14 protein-coding genes and 2 pseudogenes are annotated in these 14,010 nt (G+C 61.9%); 12 read left to right on the forward strand and 4 right to left on the reverse strand.

Annotated features, from left to right (window positions below; translation table 11 throughout):
• Window positions 1-13: 13 nt before the first annotated feature.
• Window positions 14-439: an anti-virulence regulator CigR family protein gene (locus tag CSV86_RS10580; RefSeq protein WP_037060063.1), complete on the forward strand. Its 426-nt coding sequence runs from the start codon at window positions 14-16 to the stop codon at window positions 437-439.
• Window positions 440-507: 68 nt separating this feature from the next.
• On the opposite strand, the gene CSV86_RS10585 is transcribed toward CSV86_RS10580, so the two are convergent.
• Window positions 508-1,638, reverse strand: a complete 1,131-nt coding sequence (locus tag CSV86_RS10585) for a sensor histidine kinase (RefSeq protein WP_037060070.1) — start codon at window positions 1,636-1,638, stop codon at window positions 508-510.
• 200 nt (window positions 1,639-1,838) lie between these two features.
• Here CSV86_RS10585 and CSV86_RS10590 point away from each other — a divergent pair.
• Both CSV86_RS10590 and CSV86_RS10595 read left to right on the forward strand, forming a co-directional pair.
• Window positions 1,839-2,438 (forward strand): annotated as a pseudogene (locus tag CSV86_RS10590) (GNAT family N-acetyltransferase); the annotation flags it as partial.
• Window positions 2,439-2,441: 3 nt separating this feature from the next.
• The gene (locus CSV86_RS10595) at window positions 2,442-2,801 is read left to right on the forward strand and encodes a cupin domain-containing protein (RefSeq protein ID WP_170394738.1); all 360 of its coding nucleotides are present in this window, start codon (window positions 2,442-2,444) and stop codon (window positions 2,799-2,801) included.
• Window positions 2,802-2,869: 68 nt separating this feature from the next.
• Here CSV86_RS10595 and CSV86_RS10600 read toward each other — a convergent pair whose 3' ends face one another.
• Complete coding sequence (locus tag CSV86_RS10600) at window positions 2,870-3,772, reverse strand: LysR family transcriptional regulator (RefSeq protein WP_009398911.1); 903 nt, start codon at window positions 3,770-3,772, stop codon at window positions 2,870-2,872.
• Window positions 3,773-3,865: 93 nt separating this feature from the next.
• Between CSV86_RS10600 and CSV86_RS10605 the strand changes: the two genes are divergently transcribed.
• The 5 genes from CSV86_RS10605 to aroE are packed head-to-tail and all read left to right on the forward strand — an operon-like array spanning window position 3,866 to window position 7,704.
• Window positions 3,866-4,813 carry a ketopantoate reductase family protein gene (locus tag CSV86_RS10605; protein WP_009398910.1) on the forward strand — a complete coding sequence of 316 codons (948 nt, stop codon included), beginning with the start codon at window positions 3,866-3,868 and terminating at the stop codon, window positions 4,811-4,813.
• The gene (locus tag CSV86_RS10610) at window positions 4,810-5,208 is read left to right on the forward strand and encodes a VOC family protein (protein WP_009398909.1); all 399 of its coding nucleotides are present in this window, start codon (window positions 4,810-4,812) and stop codon (window positions 5,206-5,208) included. Before CSV86_RS10605 ends, CSV86_RS10610 begins: the two co-directional genes overlap by 4 nt.
• Window positions 5,205-5,660: a MaoC family dehydratase gene (locus CSV86_RS10615; RefSeq protein WP_009398908.1), complete on the forward strand. Its 456-nt coding sequence runs from the start codon at window positions 5,205-5,207 to the stop codon at window positions 5,658-5,660. The genes CSV86_RS10610 and CSV86_RS10615 overlap by 4 nt, the downstream gene beginning before the upstream one ends.
• Entirely contained in the window at window positions 5,657-6,889 is a 1,233-nt protein-coding gene (locus CSV86_RS10620) for a CaiB/BaiF CoA transferase family protein (RefSeq protein ID WP_009398907.1), read from the forward strand. Before CSV86_RS10615 ends, CSV86_RS10620 begins: the two co-directional genes overlap by 4 nt.
• Complete coding sequence (aroE, locus tag CSV86_RS10625) at window positions 6,886-7,704, forward strand: shikimate dehydrogenase (protein WP_009398906.1); 819 nt, start codon at window positions 6,886-6,888, stop codon at window positions 7,702-7,704. The genes CSV86_RS10620 and aroE overlap by 4 nt, the downstream gene beginning before the upstream one ends.
• 467 nt (window positions 7,705-8,171) lie before the next feature.
• On the opposite strand, the gene CSV86_RS10630 is transcribed toward aroE, so the two are convergent.
• Window positions 8,172-8,702 carry an AAA family ATPase gene (locus CSV86_RS10630; RefSeq protein WP_009405317.1) on the reverse strand — a complete coding sequence of 177 codons (531 nt, stop codon included), beginning with the start codon at window positions 8,700-8,702 and terminating at the stop codon, window positions 8,172-8,174.
• A gap of 193 nt (window positions 8,703-8,895) precedes the next feature.
• Window positions 8,896-9,693 carry an SDR family NAD(P)-dependent oxidoreductase gene (locus tag CSV86_RS10635; protein WP_009405320.1) on the reverse strand — a complete coding sequence of 266 codons (798 nt, stop codon included), beginning with the start codon at window positions 9,691-9,693 and terminating at the stop codon, window positions 8,896-8,898.
• A 107-nt stretch (window positions 9,694-9,800) separates the two neighbouring features.
• On the opposite strand from CSV86_RS10635, the pseudogene CSV86_RS10640 reads away from it, so the two are divergent.
• The 4 genes and pseudogenes from CSV86_RS10640 to CSV86_RS10655 all read left to right on the forward strand — a co-directional run bounded on the left by CSV86_RS10640 (window position 9,801) and on the right by CSV86_RS10655 (window position 14,008).
• Window positions 9,801-10,741, forward strand: a pseudogene (locus tag CSV86_RS10640) (GlxA family transcriptional regulator).
• A 168-nt stretch (window positions 10,742-10,909) separates the two neighbouring features.
• The gene (locus CSV86_RS10645) at window positions 10,910-11,950 is read left to right on the forward strand and encodes a GlxA family transcriptional regulator (protein ID WP_009405323.1); all 1,041 of its coding nucleotides are present in this window, start codon (window positions 10,910-10,912) and stop codon (window positions 11,948-11,950) included.
• 160 nt (window positions 11,951-12,110) lie between these two features.
• A complete protein-coding gene (locus CSV86_RS10650; RefSeq protein WP_009405324.1) occupies window positions 12,111-13,253 on the forward strand; it encodes an aromatic ring-hydroxylating oxygenase subunit alpha in 1,143 nt (380 codons plus the stop codon).
• On the forward strand, window positions 13,250-14,008 hold the full coding sequence (locus CSV86_RS10655) for an SDR family NAD(P)-dependent oxidoreductase (RefSeq protein WP_009405325.1): 759 nt from the start codon (window positions 13,250-13,252) through the stop codon (window positions 14,006-14,008). Before CSV86_RS10650 ends, CSV86_RS10655 begins: the two co-directional genes overlap by 4 nt.
• The last annotated feature ends 2 nt before the right edge of the window (window positions 14,009-14,010 follow it).

Raw genomic sequence — 14,010 nt, forward strand, 5'->3', positions numbered from 1 at the left:
GGAGGATGCACGCATGGGAACCAGATTGAATCTCGCCGTAGCGCTGTCGCTGGTAATGGGGATAAACCCGATGCTGCTGGCAGACCCCGGAAAAGGAAAAGGTCACGACAAGGGTGGTCAACACGGCAACCAGGGGCATCAAGGCAACGGCAGCGACTGGCACGGAGGGCCTGCCATCGACCTGGGCGGAGTGCGGGTCATACTTAACGACAATCGTGCCTACTGGAACCCGGGCTCCGCGCTACCGCCAGGGATCCAGAAAAACCTGGCACGCGGCAAGCCGCTCCCGCCCGGCATCGCCAGGAAGCTGGACGGCAGGCTGGTGGGGCGACTTCCTCACTATGAGGGCTATGAGTGGCAGCAGGCTGGCACCGACCTGTTGCTGGTGGCCATCGCCTCGGGTGTCATCTACGAGGTGCTGCATAACGTGCTGGATTGAGGTCGCCAGCTCTGCCGGGGAAAAGTGGCGCACCCGTCGCCCAGGCTGCAGCGGGTGACGAGGTGCGATCACTTGGCGGGAGAAGGCAAAATCACCGCGAAAAGGGTGCCGTCCTGTTCGGTCGATTCCACTTCGATCCTGCCGCCGTGCCCTGCGACGATCTCCGCCGCGATGAACAGCCCCAGGCCGAGCCCCGCCGCAGAGCCCCGCTCACCGGCCGAATAGCTTGAATATCGACCTTCCGGTTTGAAGATATAGGGCATCACCTCGGGTGCAATAGGCTCTCCCTCGTTATGAATGCTGACCCGCGCAACGCCCTGTGCCTCGGCTATGGTGACCTTGATCGGGGCGGTGGAGTCGCCATGCCGAAGGGCGTTGCCAATCAGGTTGGTGAACACCTGGGAGAGGCGCTCCGGATCGAACCGGCCGGTTATATGGGCCTGCTCATCGAGAACGATGCTGGCATGCGGAGATCCGGTGCGTAGCTCGGCAATCGCAGCGCGGCAGATCGGGTTCAACTCTGCGCTCTGCAGGTCCACTGGAATACCGCTACCCAGGTTGCAGCGAGCCAGATCCAGCAGGTCCCTGATCAAGGCGTCTGCGCGGCGCGCGCTGACACAGACCTGCGCCGCCAGATCCATGCCTTTCTCATCCAGCCCCTGTTGCCGCTGGATCAACTCGCCAGCCATGAGGATCGCGCCCAACGGGGAGCGCAGATCATGGCCTAGCACTGCCAGCACCGTTTTCCGGGTTGATTCGACGGCCGCTCCATAGGCCGCGATCGACTCTGCCAGCGCCTGGTCGATTGCCTCGTTGAACCTGATCATGTCCTGGACCCGATGCGGGTCTGCGAACGTCTCCTGCTCCAGCCAGAGCGCCAATACGCTTGCGCGCAACGCCCTGTATTCGGACACCAGCTGATCCATGGAAAACCCGGCTATCAAGCGCGCGACTGCGTGGGTCTGCGCGGCGGTATCGCTTGAACTCGTAGGGCCTCTTCCCTGGGCCTTCTCGGCTTGCTGGTGCCTGGTTTGTGCGGTTCGCATATCGGCGACCACCGTGTGCAGCATCATTTCGGCATGATCTCGCAAGCCGATCGAGTCCAGCTTCGGCAGCTCTGTTTCAACCGAGCGAGCGTAGTTCTCCCACGCCTGGAGAATCATCTCCATGTCGTTTTCGATGAAATCAAACAATCTCATGGAAGGGCGACCCCTGTTCTTGAGAAAGGCGCCCGAAAAGCCTAGCCCACATGTCATTGGATCACCACGCCCGTTTGAGCATCGGGCAACGTCGCACACGGTGCCGACAGTGTTCGCCCGGAGCATGATGGTCATCCTTCAAACCGCCTACCCTGCCACCCCGGCAAGGCGTAATCCTTGAAAACCAACCACCCGATCCCATGGGAGCACCGTACATGCGCGTCGACTTCAGACCCGCTCAAGCCTCGGACGCGCACGACATTGCGCGCTTCTTTCAACTGACATCGGAAGGCATGGCCGATTACATATGGAGCAAGCTTGCCGCGCCTGGAGAAGCCTTGCTGGATGTCGGTGCGTCTCGCTATGCCAGGGAGCAGGGCGACTTTTCCTACAAGAACTGCCTGATGGCCACTTTCGAAGGGCGTGTCATCGGCATGATGCATAGCTATGCCTTGCGCGAGATCCCAGACAGGTCGGTCGAGACAGACCCGGTCCTCGCCCCTTATTCCGACATGGAAATACCCGGCACCTTGTATATATCCAGCCTGGCCCTGGATGAGGCCTGGCGCAGCCAGGGGCTGGGCGTCCAGTTTCTTCGCCACGCCCAGCAACGCGCCGAGGACGCTGGCCTGGATGGGCTATGCCTGATCGATTATGCAGAAAACCACGGTGCGCGCCGCTTCTACGAGCGTCACGGGTTCCGGATTGTCAAAACCTGCCAGATCGTTCCGCACCCGATGCTGGGCGTAACCGGTGAAGCCTATTTGATGTATCGCCCTAACCACGAAGCTCGAGGAAAAACCATGGACAAAACACTAACCGTGTTCCGCGATCTGGAAATCCAACCGGTGCGCGACCTTCCCTTTTTTGAAGAGGTCGTTGAAGGCACCCCTCATACATTGACGTCCAAGTACTATCACGATGAACAGCACGGTCGCATTTCCGGAGAATGGCAAGCCAGTACCGGAGCGTGGCGCATCGACTATAAGGTCTGGGAGTTCTGCCATGTCCTGAGTGGATGCTGTGTCATCGAACTCGAGGGTTGTGCCCCCGTCACACTGGCCGCCGGCGACACCTTCATTATCGAACCGGGCGCCAAGGGCAAATGGACCGTGCTGGAAGACATGAAAAAGAATTTCGTGATCCTCTTGCCCGCGAACTAGATCGAGCGCTGAGCAGGAGCGCTTTGCCTGCTTGCCCGATAGCAGCGCTCGATGCTCTTGCGCAGGCTTCATGCCTGGAACAACCCACGAACGACCTCTCTCAGCCAGCGGTTCCCGGTGTCCTGGTGGTAGCGGGCGTGCCAGTGCTGCTTGACCGTGAACCCCTCCACTTCGAACGGGCAGTCATGCACCCGCAGCCCATGCATGTCGGCCAGGGTCTGCCCGATATGCCGCGGCAAGGTGGCCAGCAGGTCGGCCGTCCCGATGATCATCCCCAGCCCGAGAAACCCCGGTAGCTCGAGCATGATCCGCCGCTCGATGCCAGCCCGTGCCAGCCCTGCCTCCAGCAGCTTCTGCCCGGTGCCGGAACTGACCTGCACATGCCCCTCGGCGCGGTAGCGCGCCAGGCTCATGCCCTTGCGCAGGCGTGGGTGTTGCGGATTGCTCAGGCACACCCAGTCCTGCTCGAACAGCACCTGCTGGTACATCCCTCCACCCAGCGAAGGCACGAAGCCGATGGCCAGGTCCGCCTCGCCGGATTCCAGCGCGCTTTCGGTGTTGCCGTCGATCCGCGCCGCCTCCAGGCGGATGCCCGGCGCATGGCTGCGCAGGTGGTTGAGGAGACTTGGCAGCAGGGTGATGTGGCTGGCGTCACTGACACACAGGCGAAAGCGCCGCTGCGCGCTGGCCGGAATGAACTGCGGCTCCCAGGTGGTCAGCCGGCGCATGGATTCGAGCACTTCGCGGCACGGCCCGATCAACTGGTCGGCCCGTGGGGTAGGGGCCATGCCACCCGGAGTACGCACGAACAACGGGTCGTTCAACTGCTCGCGCAGGCGTGCCAGCCAGATGCTGATGGTCGGCTGGCTCTGCCCGAGCTGCTCGGCAGCGCGGGTCACGCTGCGGCATTGGTACAGCACTTCGAACAACTGCAGCAGCTTGGGGTCCGGCAGGGGCGCCAGTGTTGTCATTATTGAAAATCCCAATAGCGGTATTGGCGCCATTGTATAGCTCAAATAACCATCGCTGCATAAGGTAGTCGCAAACCACAGGAGGTCTGCGATTTGAAAATCTGCATTCTGGGTGCCGGTGCCCTGGGCTGTGCCATCGGCGCAGCGCTGAGCGAGGCCGGGCACGATACCTGGCTGATCAACCGTAGCCGCGCGCATGTCGACGCCATGAACGCGAACGGGCTGCAGGTGCATGACGAGCGCGGTGAGCGCCAGGTACGGGTCAATGCGACCATCGACGCCAACGACGTCGGTGTAGCCGACCTGGTCGTGGTACTGGTGAAGTCGTTCCACACCGCCGAGGCGATCGCCGGGGCCACGGCCTTGCTGGGGCCCCGGACGCTGGTGCTGTCGCTGCAGAACGGCCTGGGGCACGAGGACATCCTGGCCGAAGCGGTGGGCCGGGAGCGGGTGCTGGCCGGCAAGACCTATGTCGGTGGTGTCTTGCTGGCGCCGGGTTGCGTTCGTGCCGGGGTGGCGGGCAAGCACACCTATATCGGGGAACTCGACGGGCAATCGACCCCGCGCGTGCAAGCGATCGCCGAGGCCTTCAACGGTGCCGGACTGGCCACCACGGTCAGCGACAACATCCTCGGCACCATGTGGGACAAGCTGCTGGTGAATGTCGCCACCGGCGCACTCAGCGGCATCACCATGCTCAATTACGGCCAGTTGTACGCCGAGCCGTTGCTGGCGCACACCGCCAGGGCGGCGGTGGCCGAAGCCATCGCCGTGGCCGAACGTGCCGGTGTCCGCCTGAGCCTGAACAGCCCCGACGCCGCCTGGCAACTGGCGGCCGAAGGTCTGCCGGCAAGCTTCCGTACCTCGATGTTGCAGAGCCTGGAAAAAGGCTCGGTCACCGAAATCGACTTCATCAATGGCGCCGTCGTGCGCTGGGGCGAGCGTCATGGCATCGCCACCCCGGTCAACGCCACCTTGGTGGCCTGCATCAAGGGCATCGAACGCGCAATGGCCGATCACCAGAAAGAGGGCAATTCATGAGCCAGCCGAAAGCCTACCTCGAACACGTCGCCTTCTGGGTGCGTGACATCCACTGGCACATCCGCTTTTTCAGCGAGGTGTGCGGCATGACCATGCGTGAAGTGCAGGGTGATCCCGAGCAGCCGGCGCAGTACTGGACCCTTGGAGGCCTTCAGTTCATTCACCAGCCGGACTTTGCCGGGCCGGAAGGGCGCATGGCGCACCTGGGCATCATGTGCGAGGACCTTGAGGCCGCACTGGCGGCGGCTCGACGCTTCGCTGTCAGCGAAATGCCCCAGGGCCGCAACTGGCTGCGCCTGCCTGACGGCCTGGCGGTGGAATTCATCCAGGCGCGGCCGGCCAGGTGCGTGGCCCAGGCACTGGCCATCGACCCGCGTGCGGAGGTAGAGGCATGAAGGTGGTGGAAAAATACTGGGACGATGCCCGCGAAGGCGACGAATGCATCAGCCCCACCTACACCGTGACCCGCGAGCGCATCATGGCCTACGCCGACCTGACCGGCGACCACACCCCGGTGCATGTCGATGAGGCCTACGCCAACGCCAGCCACTTTGGCTGCCTGGTCGCCCACGGGCTGTTCGGCCTGTCGATTGCCGACGGCCTGAAAACCCAATGCGAGTACCGCTTCGTGCCGGGCATGTCGCTGGGCTGGACCTGGGACTTCGTCCTGCCGATCAAGGTCAACGATGTGCTGCACGTGCGCATGCGCGTGGGCGCGATGCGCCCGAGCAACAGTCGGCCGGGGTGGGGCATCGTGGTGTTGCCCTCGGAACTGGTCAATCAGCACGGCGAAGTCGTGCAGCGCGGCGAGCACCGGCTGATGGTGCCAAGGAGGGCGCAGGCATGAGCCAGGCACTGCCTTTGGCGGGTATCCGCGTTATCGACTACAGCCACTTCCTCGCCGGTCCCTATGTCGGGCGCTGCCTGGCGGCGCTGGGTGCCGAGGTGATCAAGGTCGAACGGCCGGGGAGCGGCGACGCCGGTCGCCAGCACGCCTTCACCCTGGACGACCAGCAGAGTGGCTACTTCCTGCAACTGAACATGGGCAAGCAGGGCGTCAGCGTGAACATGAAGGACCCACGCGGCAAGGCCTTCATGCAGCGCCTGACCGATTCGGCCGACGTGTTCATCGAGAACTATCGCCCCGGTGCCCTGGACAAGCTTGGGCTGGGCTACGCCGAACTGTCGGCGCGCAACCCGCGCCTGGTGTACTGCTCGATTTCCGCCTACGGCCACACCGGGCCGGATGCCCATCGCGCCGGCTTCGGGCTGATTGCCGAAGCCAAGAGCGGGATCATGCAGATGGTCGGCGTGCCGGGGGAAGCACCGCCGTTGCTGCGGATTTCGCTGGGCGACATGTACACCGGCATCCACGCGGTCGCGGCAATCAACGCGGCGTTGTTGGGGAGGGTGAGCAGTGGCCGCGGCCAGCACATCGACATGGCCCTGTACGACACGCTGGTGTCGATGCATGAATACGCCGTGCAGTGCTTCACCTTGTCGGACGGCACCGTGCTGCCCGAGCAGACCGGGCATGACATGCCAACTTCCACCTTGTATGGCGTGTTCCGCGCTGCCGACGGCGACCTGGTGATCGCGGCCCAGGTCGATGATGCCTGGCAGCGTTTTGCCGCGATGCTCGAAGCCAACGGCGGCCCGGCAGGCTTCGCCAGTGACCGTCGTTACCACAGCCTGAGCGGCCGCAATGCTCACCGCCAGGCGATTCTGGCGGTGGTGCGCGACTGGGTGGGCGCACGCTCCGTGGCCGGGATCCTGGCACTGCTCGATGCCATCGACGTGCCCGGCGCCAAGGTCCAGCGCATCGACGAGGTGCTGGCCGACCCGCAGATCCAGGCGCGCAACATGGTCATCGAGCAGCAGCACCCGCGCTTCGGCACGTTGCGCCTGCCTAACCTGCCGTTCCGCTTTTCCGACTGCGACACCACGGTCCACCGGGTCGCCCCGGACCTTGGCCAGCACAACGCCGAGGTGGCTGCCGCGCTCGGCTTCAGCCCTGAAGAAATCACCGCCATGCAGGCAGACGGTGTCCTGTTCACCCACGGAGATGCACGATGAGCGACCGCTACGCAGTGATCGGCCGACCGATCAACCACACCAAGTCACCGCTGATTCATGGCCTGTTCGCCCAGGCCAGCGGCCAGGTGCTGGAATACGGGGCGATCGAGGGATCGCTGGAGGGCTTCGAGGCCCAGGTGCAGCAGTTTCGCAACGAGGGCGGGCGGGGGATGAACATCACCGCGCCGTTCAAGCTGCGGGCCTTCGAGCTGGCCGCGCGGCGCAGCGAGCGTGCGCAACTGGCCCGTGCGGCCAATGCCTTGAAGTTCGAGGATGGCCTTGTCGTCGCCGAGAACTTCGATGGCATCGGCCTGCTGCGCGATATCGAGGAAAACCTTGGTGAGCCGCTGCGCAACCGACGCGTGCTGGTACTGGGCGCCGGTGGCGCAGTGCGTGGTGCGTTGTTGCCCTTCCTGCAGGCTGGCCCGGGCGAGTTGGTGCTGGCCAACCGCGACATGACCAAGGCCCTGGCGCTGCGCAACGAGCTCGACCACCCACTGCTGCGCATCAGTCGCTATGAAGCGTTGCAGGGGCAAACCTTCGATATTGTGGTCAACGCCACGTCCGCGAGCCTGGTCGGTGAATTGCCGCCGTTGCCTGGGGGTGTGCTCGGGGAGGCACGGTTGGCGTACGAGCTGGCTTATGGCAAGGGGCTTACCCCGTTCCTGCGCCAGGCCCGTGAGGAAGGGGGCGCCCGCCTGGCGGACGGCGTGGGCATGCTCGTCGAGCAGGCGGCGGAGGCCTTTGCCTGGTGGCGCGGGGTGCGGCCCGATACCCGTGTCGTTATCGATCGACTGACCATCCCGCTGGAGTAGGCTCAGGGGCATGGGTATCTACACACCTTTTGAGGTAAGAAGGTTCCGTCAGTAGATCGCATCAGGGCTGGCAGGTGCTTGTCATGACTTTTCCGGCGTCCTTGAGATCGAGCGCCGCCCGCGCGGCGCATCGCTGGCAAGCCAGCTCCCACATTTTGTTGCAACGTGCCTATGCCTGTCAGGCCATGTCTGATCGCCTTGTTCGGACGACGCGATACCGCGTCGAGTCCAACAGCCTCCCCGCAGTAGATCGCCGAACATCCAAAGGCTGCCAACGGAGATCTCACAGGCCATGGTACGTTGCAACAAATGTGGGAGCTGGCTTGCCAGCGATGCGCCGCGCGGGCGGCGCTCGATCTCAAGGGCGCTGAAGATCTCCCGGCATGCGCCTAGTGGCCATAACGCGGCCCTCAGACGAGCACCTCGCAGCCACCACTATTCAGAAAAGATGTGTAGATACCCAAGGCTCAGCGGCGAAGCGGCTGTGCCTGCAAACTATCGAGGAATATCCTGGCATCCCGATTGGAGCGCAGGCAGACCACCTGGCACGTCGACGGAGCCGTCGCCGCGAGTTGCTTCATCTTTTGCCGTGCCGAGATCCTCGTCCGCCACATGAACCCGAAGAACTCCGGCAGGCTGGCCAGCCGTTCCGGGCAGTCGTCCGGCAAGTCCGGCCGGGAGCGACCGTGGTTAAGCAGCGTCCTGAGCACTACGCGCCAGAATCGAAGCGGTGCGGGCCGGTCGATCCAGATCAGCAGGTCCGCGCGGGCCAGCCTGTTGTTCCAGGTTGCCGAATGCCCACCTTCGAAGATCCAGCGCTCACCGGCCTCGACCTCATGGCAAAGACGGGTCTTCTGGTCATGGCTGCGTTCGACCCACCCAGGCTGCCAGTGAATCGTATCGATATGCACGACCGGCAAACCCGTGCGTTCGCCCAGCGCGCGCGCCAGGGTACTTTTCCCCGACCCCGGCTGACCAATGATCATCACCCGTTGCATTGAAGTTCCCTCTCGCCGTGCCTGCTGGTTTTTTGGGGGCGCGATTGTACGGCAATGAACGGGTCGGTCCAATCATGTCATTTCAGTATTTGTCGCTACGCTGCGCTGCACGAGGGTTGGTAAATACGTACACAAGTTCGGCGAACGACAGCTCACCTGAAATCACCAGTGGCAATATGCATCTTCGTGACGATCACCTGGCGGTATAGCGCGGAGCAAGCCGGTTGCTGGACAACTGATCGAACAGCGCCTGCCGGCTGGCCTCATAGCGTTCGAACGGCTGCAGGTCGTGCAGCAAGGGAATGGAGATCAATACCTCGTCGTCGAAGTCCTGCAGCGCGCCGTCTACCAGGTCCTCGGCCGACATCACGATGCCCGGGTCGAGGTTCTCGACGGGCAGGCCGCCGATCTGCCAGAAGTCGGTCGCGGTGGCTCCCGGCAATACGGCCTGGATCCTGATGCCCTGGTCCGCCAGTTCCTTGTGCAAGGATCGGGTAAAGGCGGTGACATAGGCCTTGCTGCCGCCGTAGACGCCGTTGAGCAGCTCCGGTGCCAGGCTGACGATGGAGGAGATGTTGATGACGGCGCCTTGCTTGCGCGCCACGAACCCCGGAATGGCTGCATAGGTGAGGCGGGTCAGGGCGGTGATGTTGAGGGTGATCATTTCGGCCATGCGCTCGACGTTGCTCTTCAGCAGGCTGGTGTGAGTGCCGATGCCGGCGTTGTTCACCAGCAGGGTGATGCTGGCGTCCTCGCGCAGCTTGCCTTCTACCCTGGCCAGGTCATCCAGGTTGGCCAGGTCTGCCGGAAATACCTCGACGTTGCGTTGGGTTTGCGTGGTGATGCGATTGGCAAGTGTGTTCAGGCGCTCGTGGTTACGGGCCACCAGCACCAGGTCGTAACCCCGGTGTGCGAGGCGTTGCGCGTAGATGGAACCGATGCCGGTGGATGCACCGGTGATGAGGGCGGTGCCTTTGGATTGCTGGGTCATGGTCGTGCTCCGTTGGCTGGGTGTGACGCCATGATGCAGAGGATCGCCTTTGTCTTAAACGACGCATATGCTACGTTTTCAGGACATCAACACCGTGGAGTTCCGTCATGCACCGTGTCGGCTATCTGCTCACCGATGGTTTCCAGGTCATGTCACTGGCGACCCAGGCTGTATTCGAGTTCGCCAATATCGTTGCTGGCGAAGCGATCTACAGGATCCAGAATTTCTCCGTCGATGGCGGTACGGTGCGCTCCTCCCTCGGGATGTATATGGACACGCTGCCGTTGGCTGCTCCCGGTTTGGCCGACACCTGGATGATCACCGGAACACTGACTCCGCTGACGCCGCCGAGCGAGAAAGTGCTGGAAAGCGTGCGAGGTTTCGTCGAGGGCGCTCGCCGCACCGCCGGCCTGTGTACCGGTGGTTTCATCCTGGCCCAGGCAGGTGTCCTGGATCACCGCAGGGCCACCACACACTGGGCCTATGCGAAACAGCTGCGTGAGCTGCATCCGAAAATCGAAGTCGAGGAAGACCGGATCTTCATCGTGGATGGCCAGGTCTGGACATCCGCCGGCATGAGCGCCGCCCTGGACATGGCACTTGGCATGGTGGAGAAGGATCTGGGAAACGAGGTGGCCAGGTCGGTGGCACGCCAGCTGGTCATGCATCAGCGCCGCTCCGGGGGCAATCCCAGCATTCCGAGCTGCTGACGCTGTCGCCGAAATCAGACCGGATCCAGGCCGCACTGGATTACGCGCGGCGGAATCTGGGGCGGCCCTTGAGTGTCGAGGAACTCGCCGAAGCCGTGCACTTGAGCCCCCGGCAATTTACCCGGGTATTCACCGCCGAGACCGGCCAATCACCCGCCAAGGCCGTGGAAAGGCTGCGTCTTGAAGCGGCCCGGGTGATGATCGAGCAGAGCCGGCACAGCCTGGACGTGGTGGCGAAGGAAGCCGGCTTCAGGGACCGGCGGCATCTGCGCGAGGTCTTCATTCGTGGTTACGGCGTGCCCCCGCAGGCGGTGCGCAGGGATGCCCGGCGGGTGTGATGGCCGAGCACTGGGGGCGTGGGCATGGCGACATCGCCGTCAGGTGCTTTCGCGAACCACCAAATTGGAAGCTCACATCCTCCATCAGCTGTCCACGCCCCAGGCTGCCTTGGTTATACCATCTGGTCCGGCCCGCTGAAGAACGTTAATGTGCTGTGGCGCAACGCCATGCAGCGCTCCAAAAAATCAGCAGCAGGGTCCGAGGTTAGCGTGTTCAGGTTTCTAGTCATCGTATTTCCTTATTTCAATGCTGCTGCGACCTCAGCATTTGTCGATCCATTCCGGGCAGCCAATTACCTCAGCGGAGAGACGCATTTCTACTGGGAGTTCGCCTCGATCGATGGCGGTGGCACCCGGGCCTCGAATGGCATGGACGTGTTCACGCAGTCCCTTGCTAGAGTGCGAAATGAAAGCTGGGATCTGGTGGTGGTGTCCTGCAGTTGGACGCCTGAGAAGTTCCACAGTCCCCGCTTGCAGAGCCTACTCAGAGGGTGGGCAAACAAGGGCTGCATGCTCGGAGCGATCGACACAGGGACCTTTCTGCTCGCTGAGGCAGGTTTGCTCTCAGGTCGCCGTGCGACAGGACATTACGAACATATTGATGCGCTCATCGAGCTGTATCCCGACGTCACTATTGTCGAGGATTTATATGTCTTCGATGAAAATCGTTTCACGTGTTGTGGTGGAGCAGCCGCAACGGATACTGCCCTGCAGCTGATTCGCAATATGCACGGAGAAACGGTCTCCAACGAGGCAGCCCGTTATGTGTTTCATCAACAATTCCGGCCAGGCAGCACGCAGCAGAACCCTCAAGACCATCAACCGCTGGGACACACCGTACCGCCTGCAGTAATGCATGCAATCAAGCTGATGGAAACTCATCTGGAGGAGGTCATCAGCATTCCGGAAATCAGCGAGCGGGTGGGAATCTCACAACGCCAACTCGACCGTTTGTTCCGTGACGTGACCCATAAAACGCCCGCACTTTACTACCGTGATATCCGACTGGATCGAGCGCGTGGGTTGGTCACCCAGACCAGCATGGCGCTGACCAAGGTAGGCGTGGCTTCTGGCTTTCCTAACCAATCCCATTTTTGCAAAGTCTATCGCGAGCGCTTTGGTTTGACGCCCAGCCAGGATCGACAGGACGGGCGTGTACCGTTCAACTACCGCGCCTGGCCAATGCACCAGCCTGGCAAGCAGCGATGATTGCGTGTCGCTCATTGCAATCACTTATCTAAAAACGACGCCGACGAAATAAACAAATAGATCGGCGAAATATGAAAATTCTTCGCCTTGCAGCCAGCCCACTATCGACCCCACAGAACGAGCCAAACCCCATGCTCGTGATAATAAAAGGGCCGTTGATATGTCTGAGTTGCTGCATCCTCGTCAATTCGAATCGATCAAACAGGGCTACGATCCGGATCCGTTGATCTCCCACTCTCTGCGGGCTGAGGCCTATGTTGAGCCCGAATGGTTCCACCTTGATCAGCAGGCCATCATCGCGAAAAGCTGGCAGTGGGTTTGCCACGTTGAAAAGGTTCGGGAGCCTGGTAGCTACACCACCGTAGATATCGCCGGTCATCCAATCGCTGTAGTTCGCGACCAGGACGGTAGCCTCCGTGCCTTCTACAACGTTTGCAAACACCGCGCTCATCCGGTGCTGCAAGGGGAAGGCAAGACGCGCCGCATCGTTTGCCCGTACCACTCCTGGTGCTACGGCCTGAACGGCAGCCTGGTCGCTGCCCCGCATGTTGGCGGGTTGAAAGACTTCAACAAAGAAGACATTCATCTCACCCCAGTCCAGGTCGAAGAATTCTGTGGCTTCGTCTACGTTAATCTCGACCCGCAGGCCGCTCCGCTTCATCAGCAGTCTGGCGACCTCGCGAAGGAAGTTTTGAAGTGGGCGCCAGACATCGAGAAGCTCACCTTCGCTCGTCGATTGACCTACGAGATCAAGTCGAACTGGAAGAACGTGGTCGACAACTTCCTCGAGTGCTACCACTGCCCGACAGCTCACAAGGACTTCTGCACACTGGTCGACATGGATACCTACAAGGTGGAAACCCACGGTATCTACTCCAGCCACATGGCGGAAGCCGGCAAGGGGCAGAACTCGGCCTACGACGTATCCAAGGCTAGCGTCCGCACCCACGCGGTCTGGTGGCTGTGGCCTAACACCTGCTTGATGCGCTACCCGGGTCGTAGCTCGATGATCGTCCTGAACATCGTGCCCATGGGCCCTGATCGCACGTTCGAAACCTACGACTTCTTCCTGGAAACACCTGAACCGGACGACATGGAGAAGGAAGCCATTCGTTACCTCGATGAGGTGCTCCAGGTGGAAGACATCTCGCTGGTCGAGAACGTCCAGCGCGGCATGCAAACCCCGGCATTCGATCAGGGGCGAATCGTCACTGATCCGAACGGCTCCGGCAAATCCGAGCATGCCTTGCATCACTTCCACGGTCTGGTACTGGATGCATACGCACGTAGCGTGAAGCCATGAGCAGCGGCGGCCTGAAGGGAAAGGTCGCCTTGGTCACCGGTGGTACAGGCGGCATTGGCAGGGCTGTGTGTGAGCGCTTGCTGAAGGAGGGGGCTGTGGTCTACGCCGCCGACCTGTCGCAACGGCAGCCAGTGCCAGGTGCGATGCCAGTGCAACTGGACGTCGGTGATGAAACTCAAGTGCAGGCAGTCATGCAGCAAGTGACTCAGGAACAAGGGCGGCTTGATGTGCTGGTGAACGCTGCCGGTATAGAGGTGGAACACACCATCGAGCACACCACCCTGGAAGTCTGGAACCGCGTATTCGCGGTGAATGTCACCGGCACGTTCCTGGTCAGCAAATACGCATTACCACTGTTACGCGAAAGCAGCGCAGCGAGCGTTATCAACTTTGGTTCTTACGACGGGTTCATCGCCGACCCTGGTCTGGCGGCCTACTGCGCGAGCAAGGGAGCAGTACATGCGTTGACTCGCGCTATGGCTTGCGACCATGGCCCCGAGGGTATCCGGGTCAATGCGGTATGCCCCGGCTACATCGATACGCCGATGCTCCGCAGCTTTTTCCAGGATCACGGCGATATCGCCAGCCTGGAAAGCGCGGTGCGCGATATACACCCAACCCGGCGCTACGGCACGCCAGCCGATGTCGCCAACCTCGTTTACTGGTTGGCCAGTGATGAGGCTCGCTATGCCAGCGGCCAGTTGTGGATTCTCGATGGTGGCCTGACCGCCCAAGTACAACAAATGAAATTGTGAGC

It is taken from the genome of Pseudomonas bharatica CSV86, assembly GCF_000319305.2.
Lineage (GTDB): Bacteria > Pseudomonadota > Gammaproteobacteria > Pseudomonadales > Pseudomonadaceae > Aquipseudomonas > Aquipseudomonas bharatica.

Bases quoted from the DNA above. Each gene is read 5' to 3' on its own strand.
- CSV86_RS10580 (WP_037060063.1), top strand. From the start codon at position 14: ATGGGAACCAGATTGAATCTCGCCGTAGCGCTGTCGCTGGTAATGGGG.
- CSV86_RS10585 (WP_037060070.1), bottom strand. From the start codon at position 1,638: ATGAGATTGTTTGATTTCATCGAAAACGACATGGAGATGATTCTCCAG.
- CSV86_RS10595 (WP_170394738.1), top strand. From the start codon at position 2,442: ATGGACAAAACACTAACCGTGTTCCGCGATCTGGAAATCCAACCGGTG.
- CSV86_RS10600 (WP_009398911.1), bottom strand. From the start codon at position 3,772: ATGACAACACTGGCGCCCCTGCCGGACCCCAAGCTGCTGCAGTTGTTC.
- CSV86_RS10610 (WP_009398909.1), top strand. From the start codon at position 4,810: ATGAGCCAGCCGAAAGCCTACCTCGAACACGTCGCCTTCTGGGTGCGT.
- CSV86_RS10615 (WP_009398908.1), top strand. From the start codon at position 5,205: ATGAAGGTGGTGGAAAAATACTGGGACGATGCCCGCGAAGGCGACGAA.
- CSV86_RS10620 (WP_009398907.1), top strand. From the start codon at position 5,657: ATGAGCCAGGCACTGCCTTTGGCGGGTATCCGCGTTATCGACTACAGC.
- aroE (WP_009398906.1), top strand. From the start codon at position 6,886: ATGAGCGACCGCTACGCAGTGATCGGCCGACCGATCAACCACACCAAG.
- CSV86_RS10630 (WP_009405317.1), bottom strand. From the start codon at position 8,702: ATGCAACGGGTGATGATCATTGGTCAGCCGGGGTCGGGGAAAAGTACC.
- CSV86_RS10635 (WP_009405320.1), bottom strand. From the start codon at position 9,693: ATGACCCAGCAATCCAAAGGCACCGCCCTCATCACCGGTGCATCCACC.
- CSV86_RS10645 (WP_009405323.1), top strand. From the start codon at position 10,910: ATGCAGCGCTCCAAAAAATCAGCAGCAGGGTCCGAGGTTAGCGTGTTC.
- CSV86_RS10650 (WP_009405324.1), top strand. From the start codon at position 12,111: ATGTCTGAGTTGCTGCATCCTCGTCAATTCGAATCGATCAAACAGGGC.
- CSV86_RS10655 (WP_009405325.1), top strand. From the start codon at position 13,250: ATGAGCAGCGGCGGCCTGAAGGGAAAGGTCGCCTTGGTCACCGGTGGT.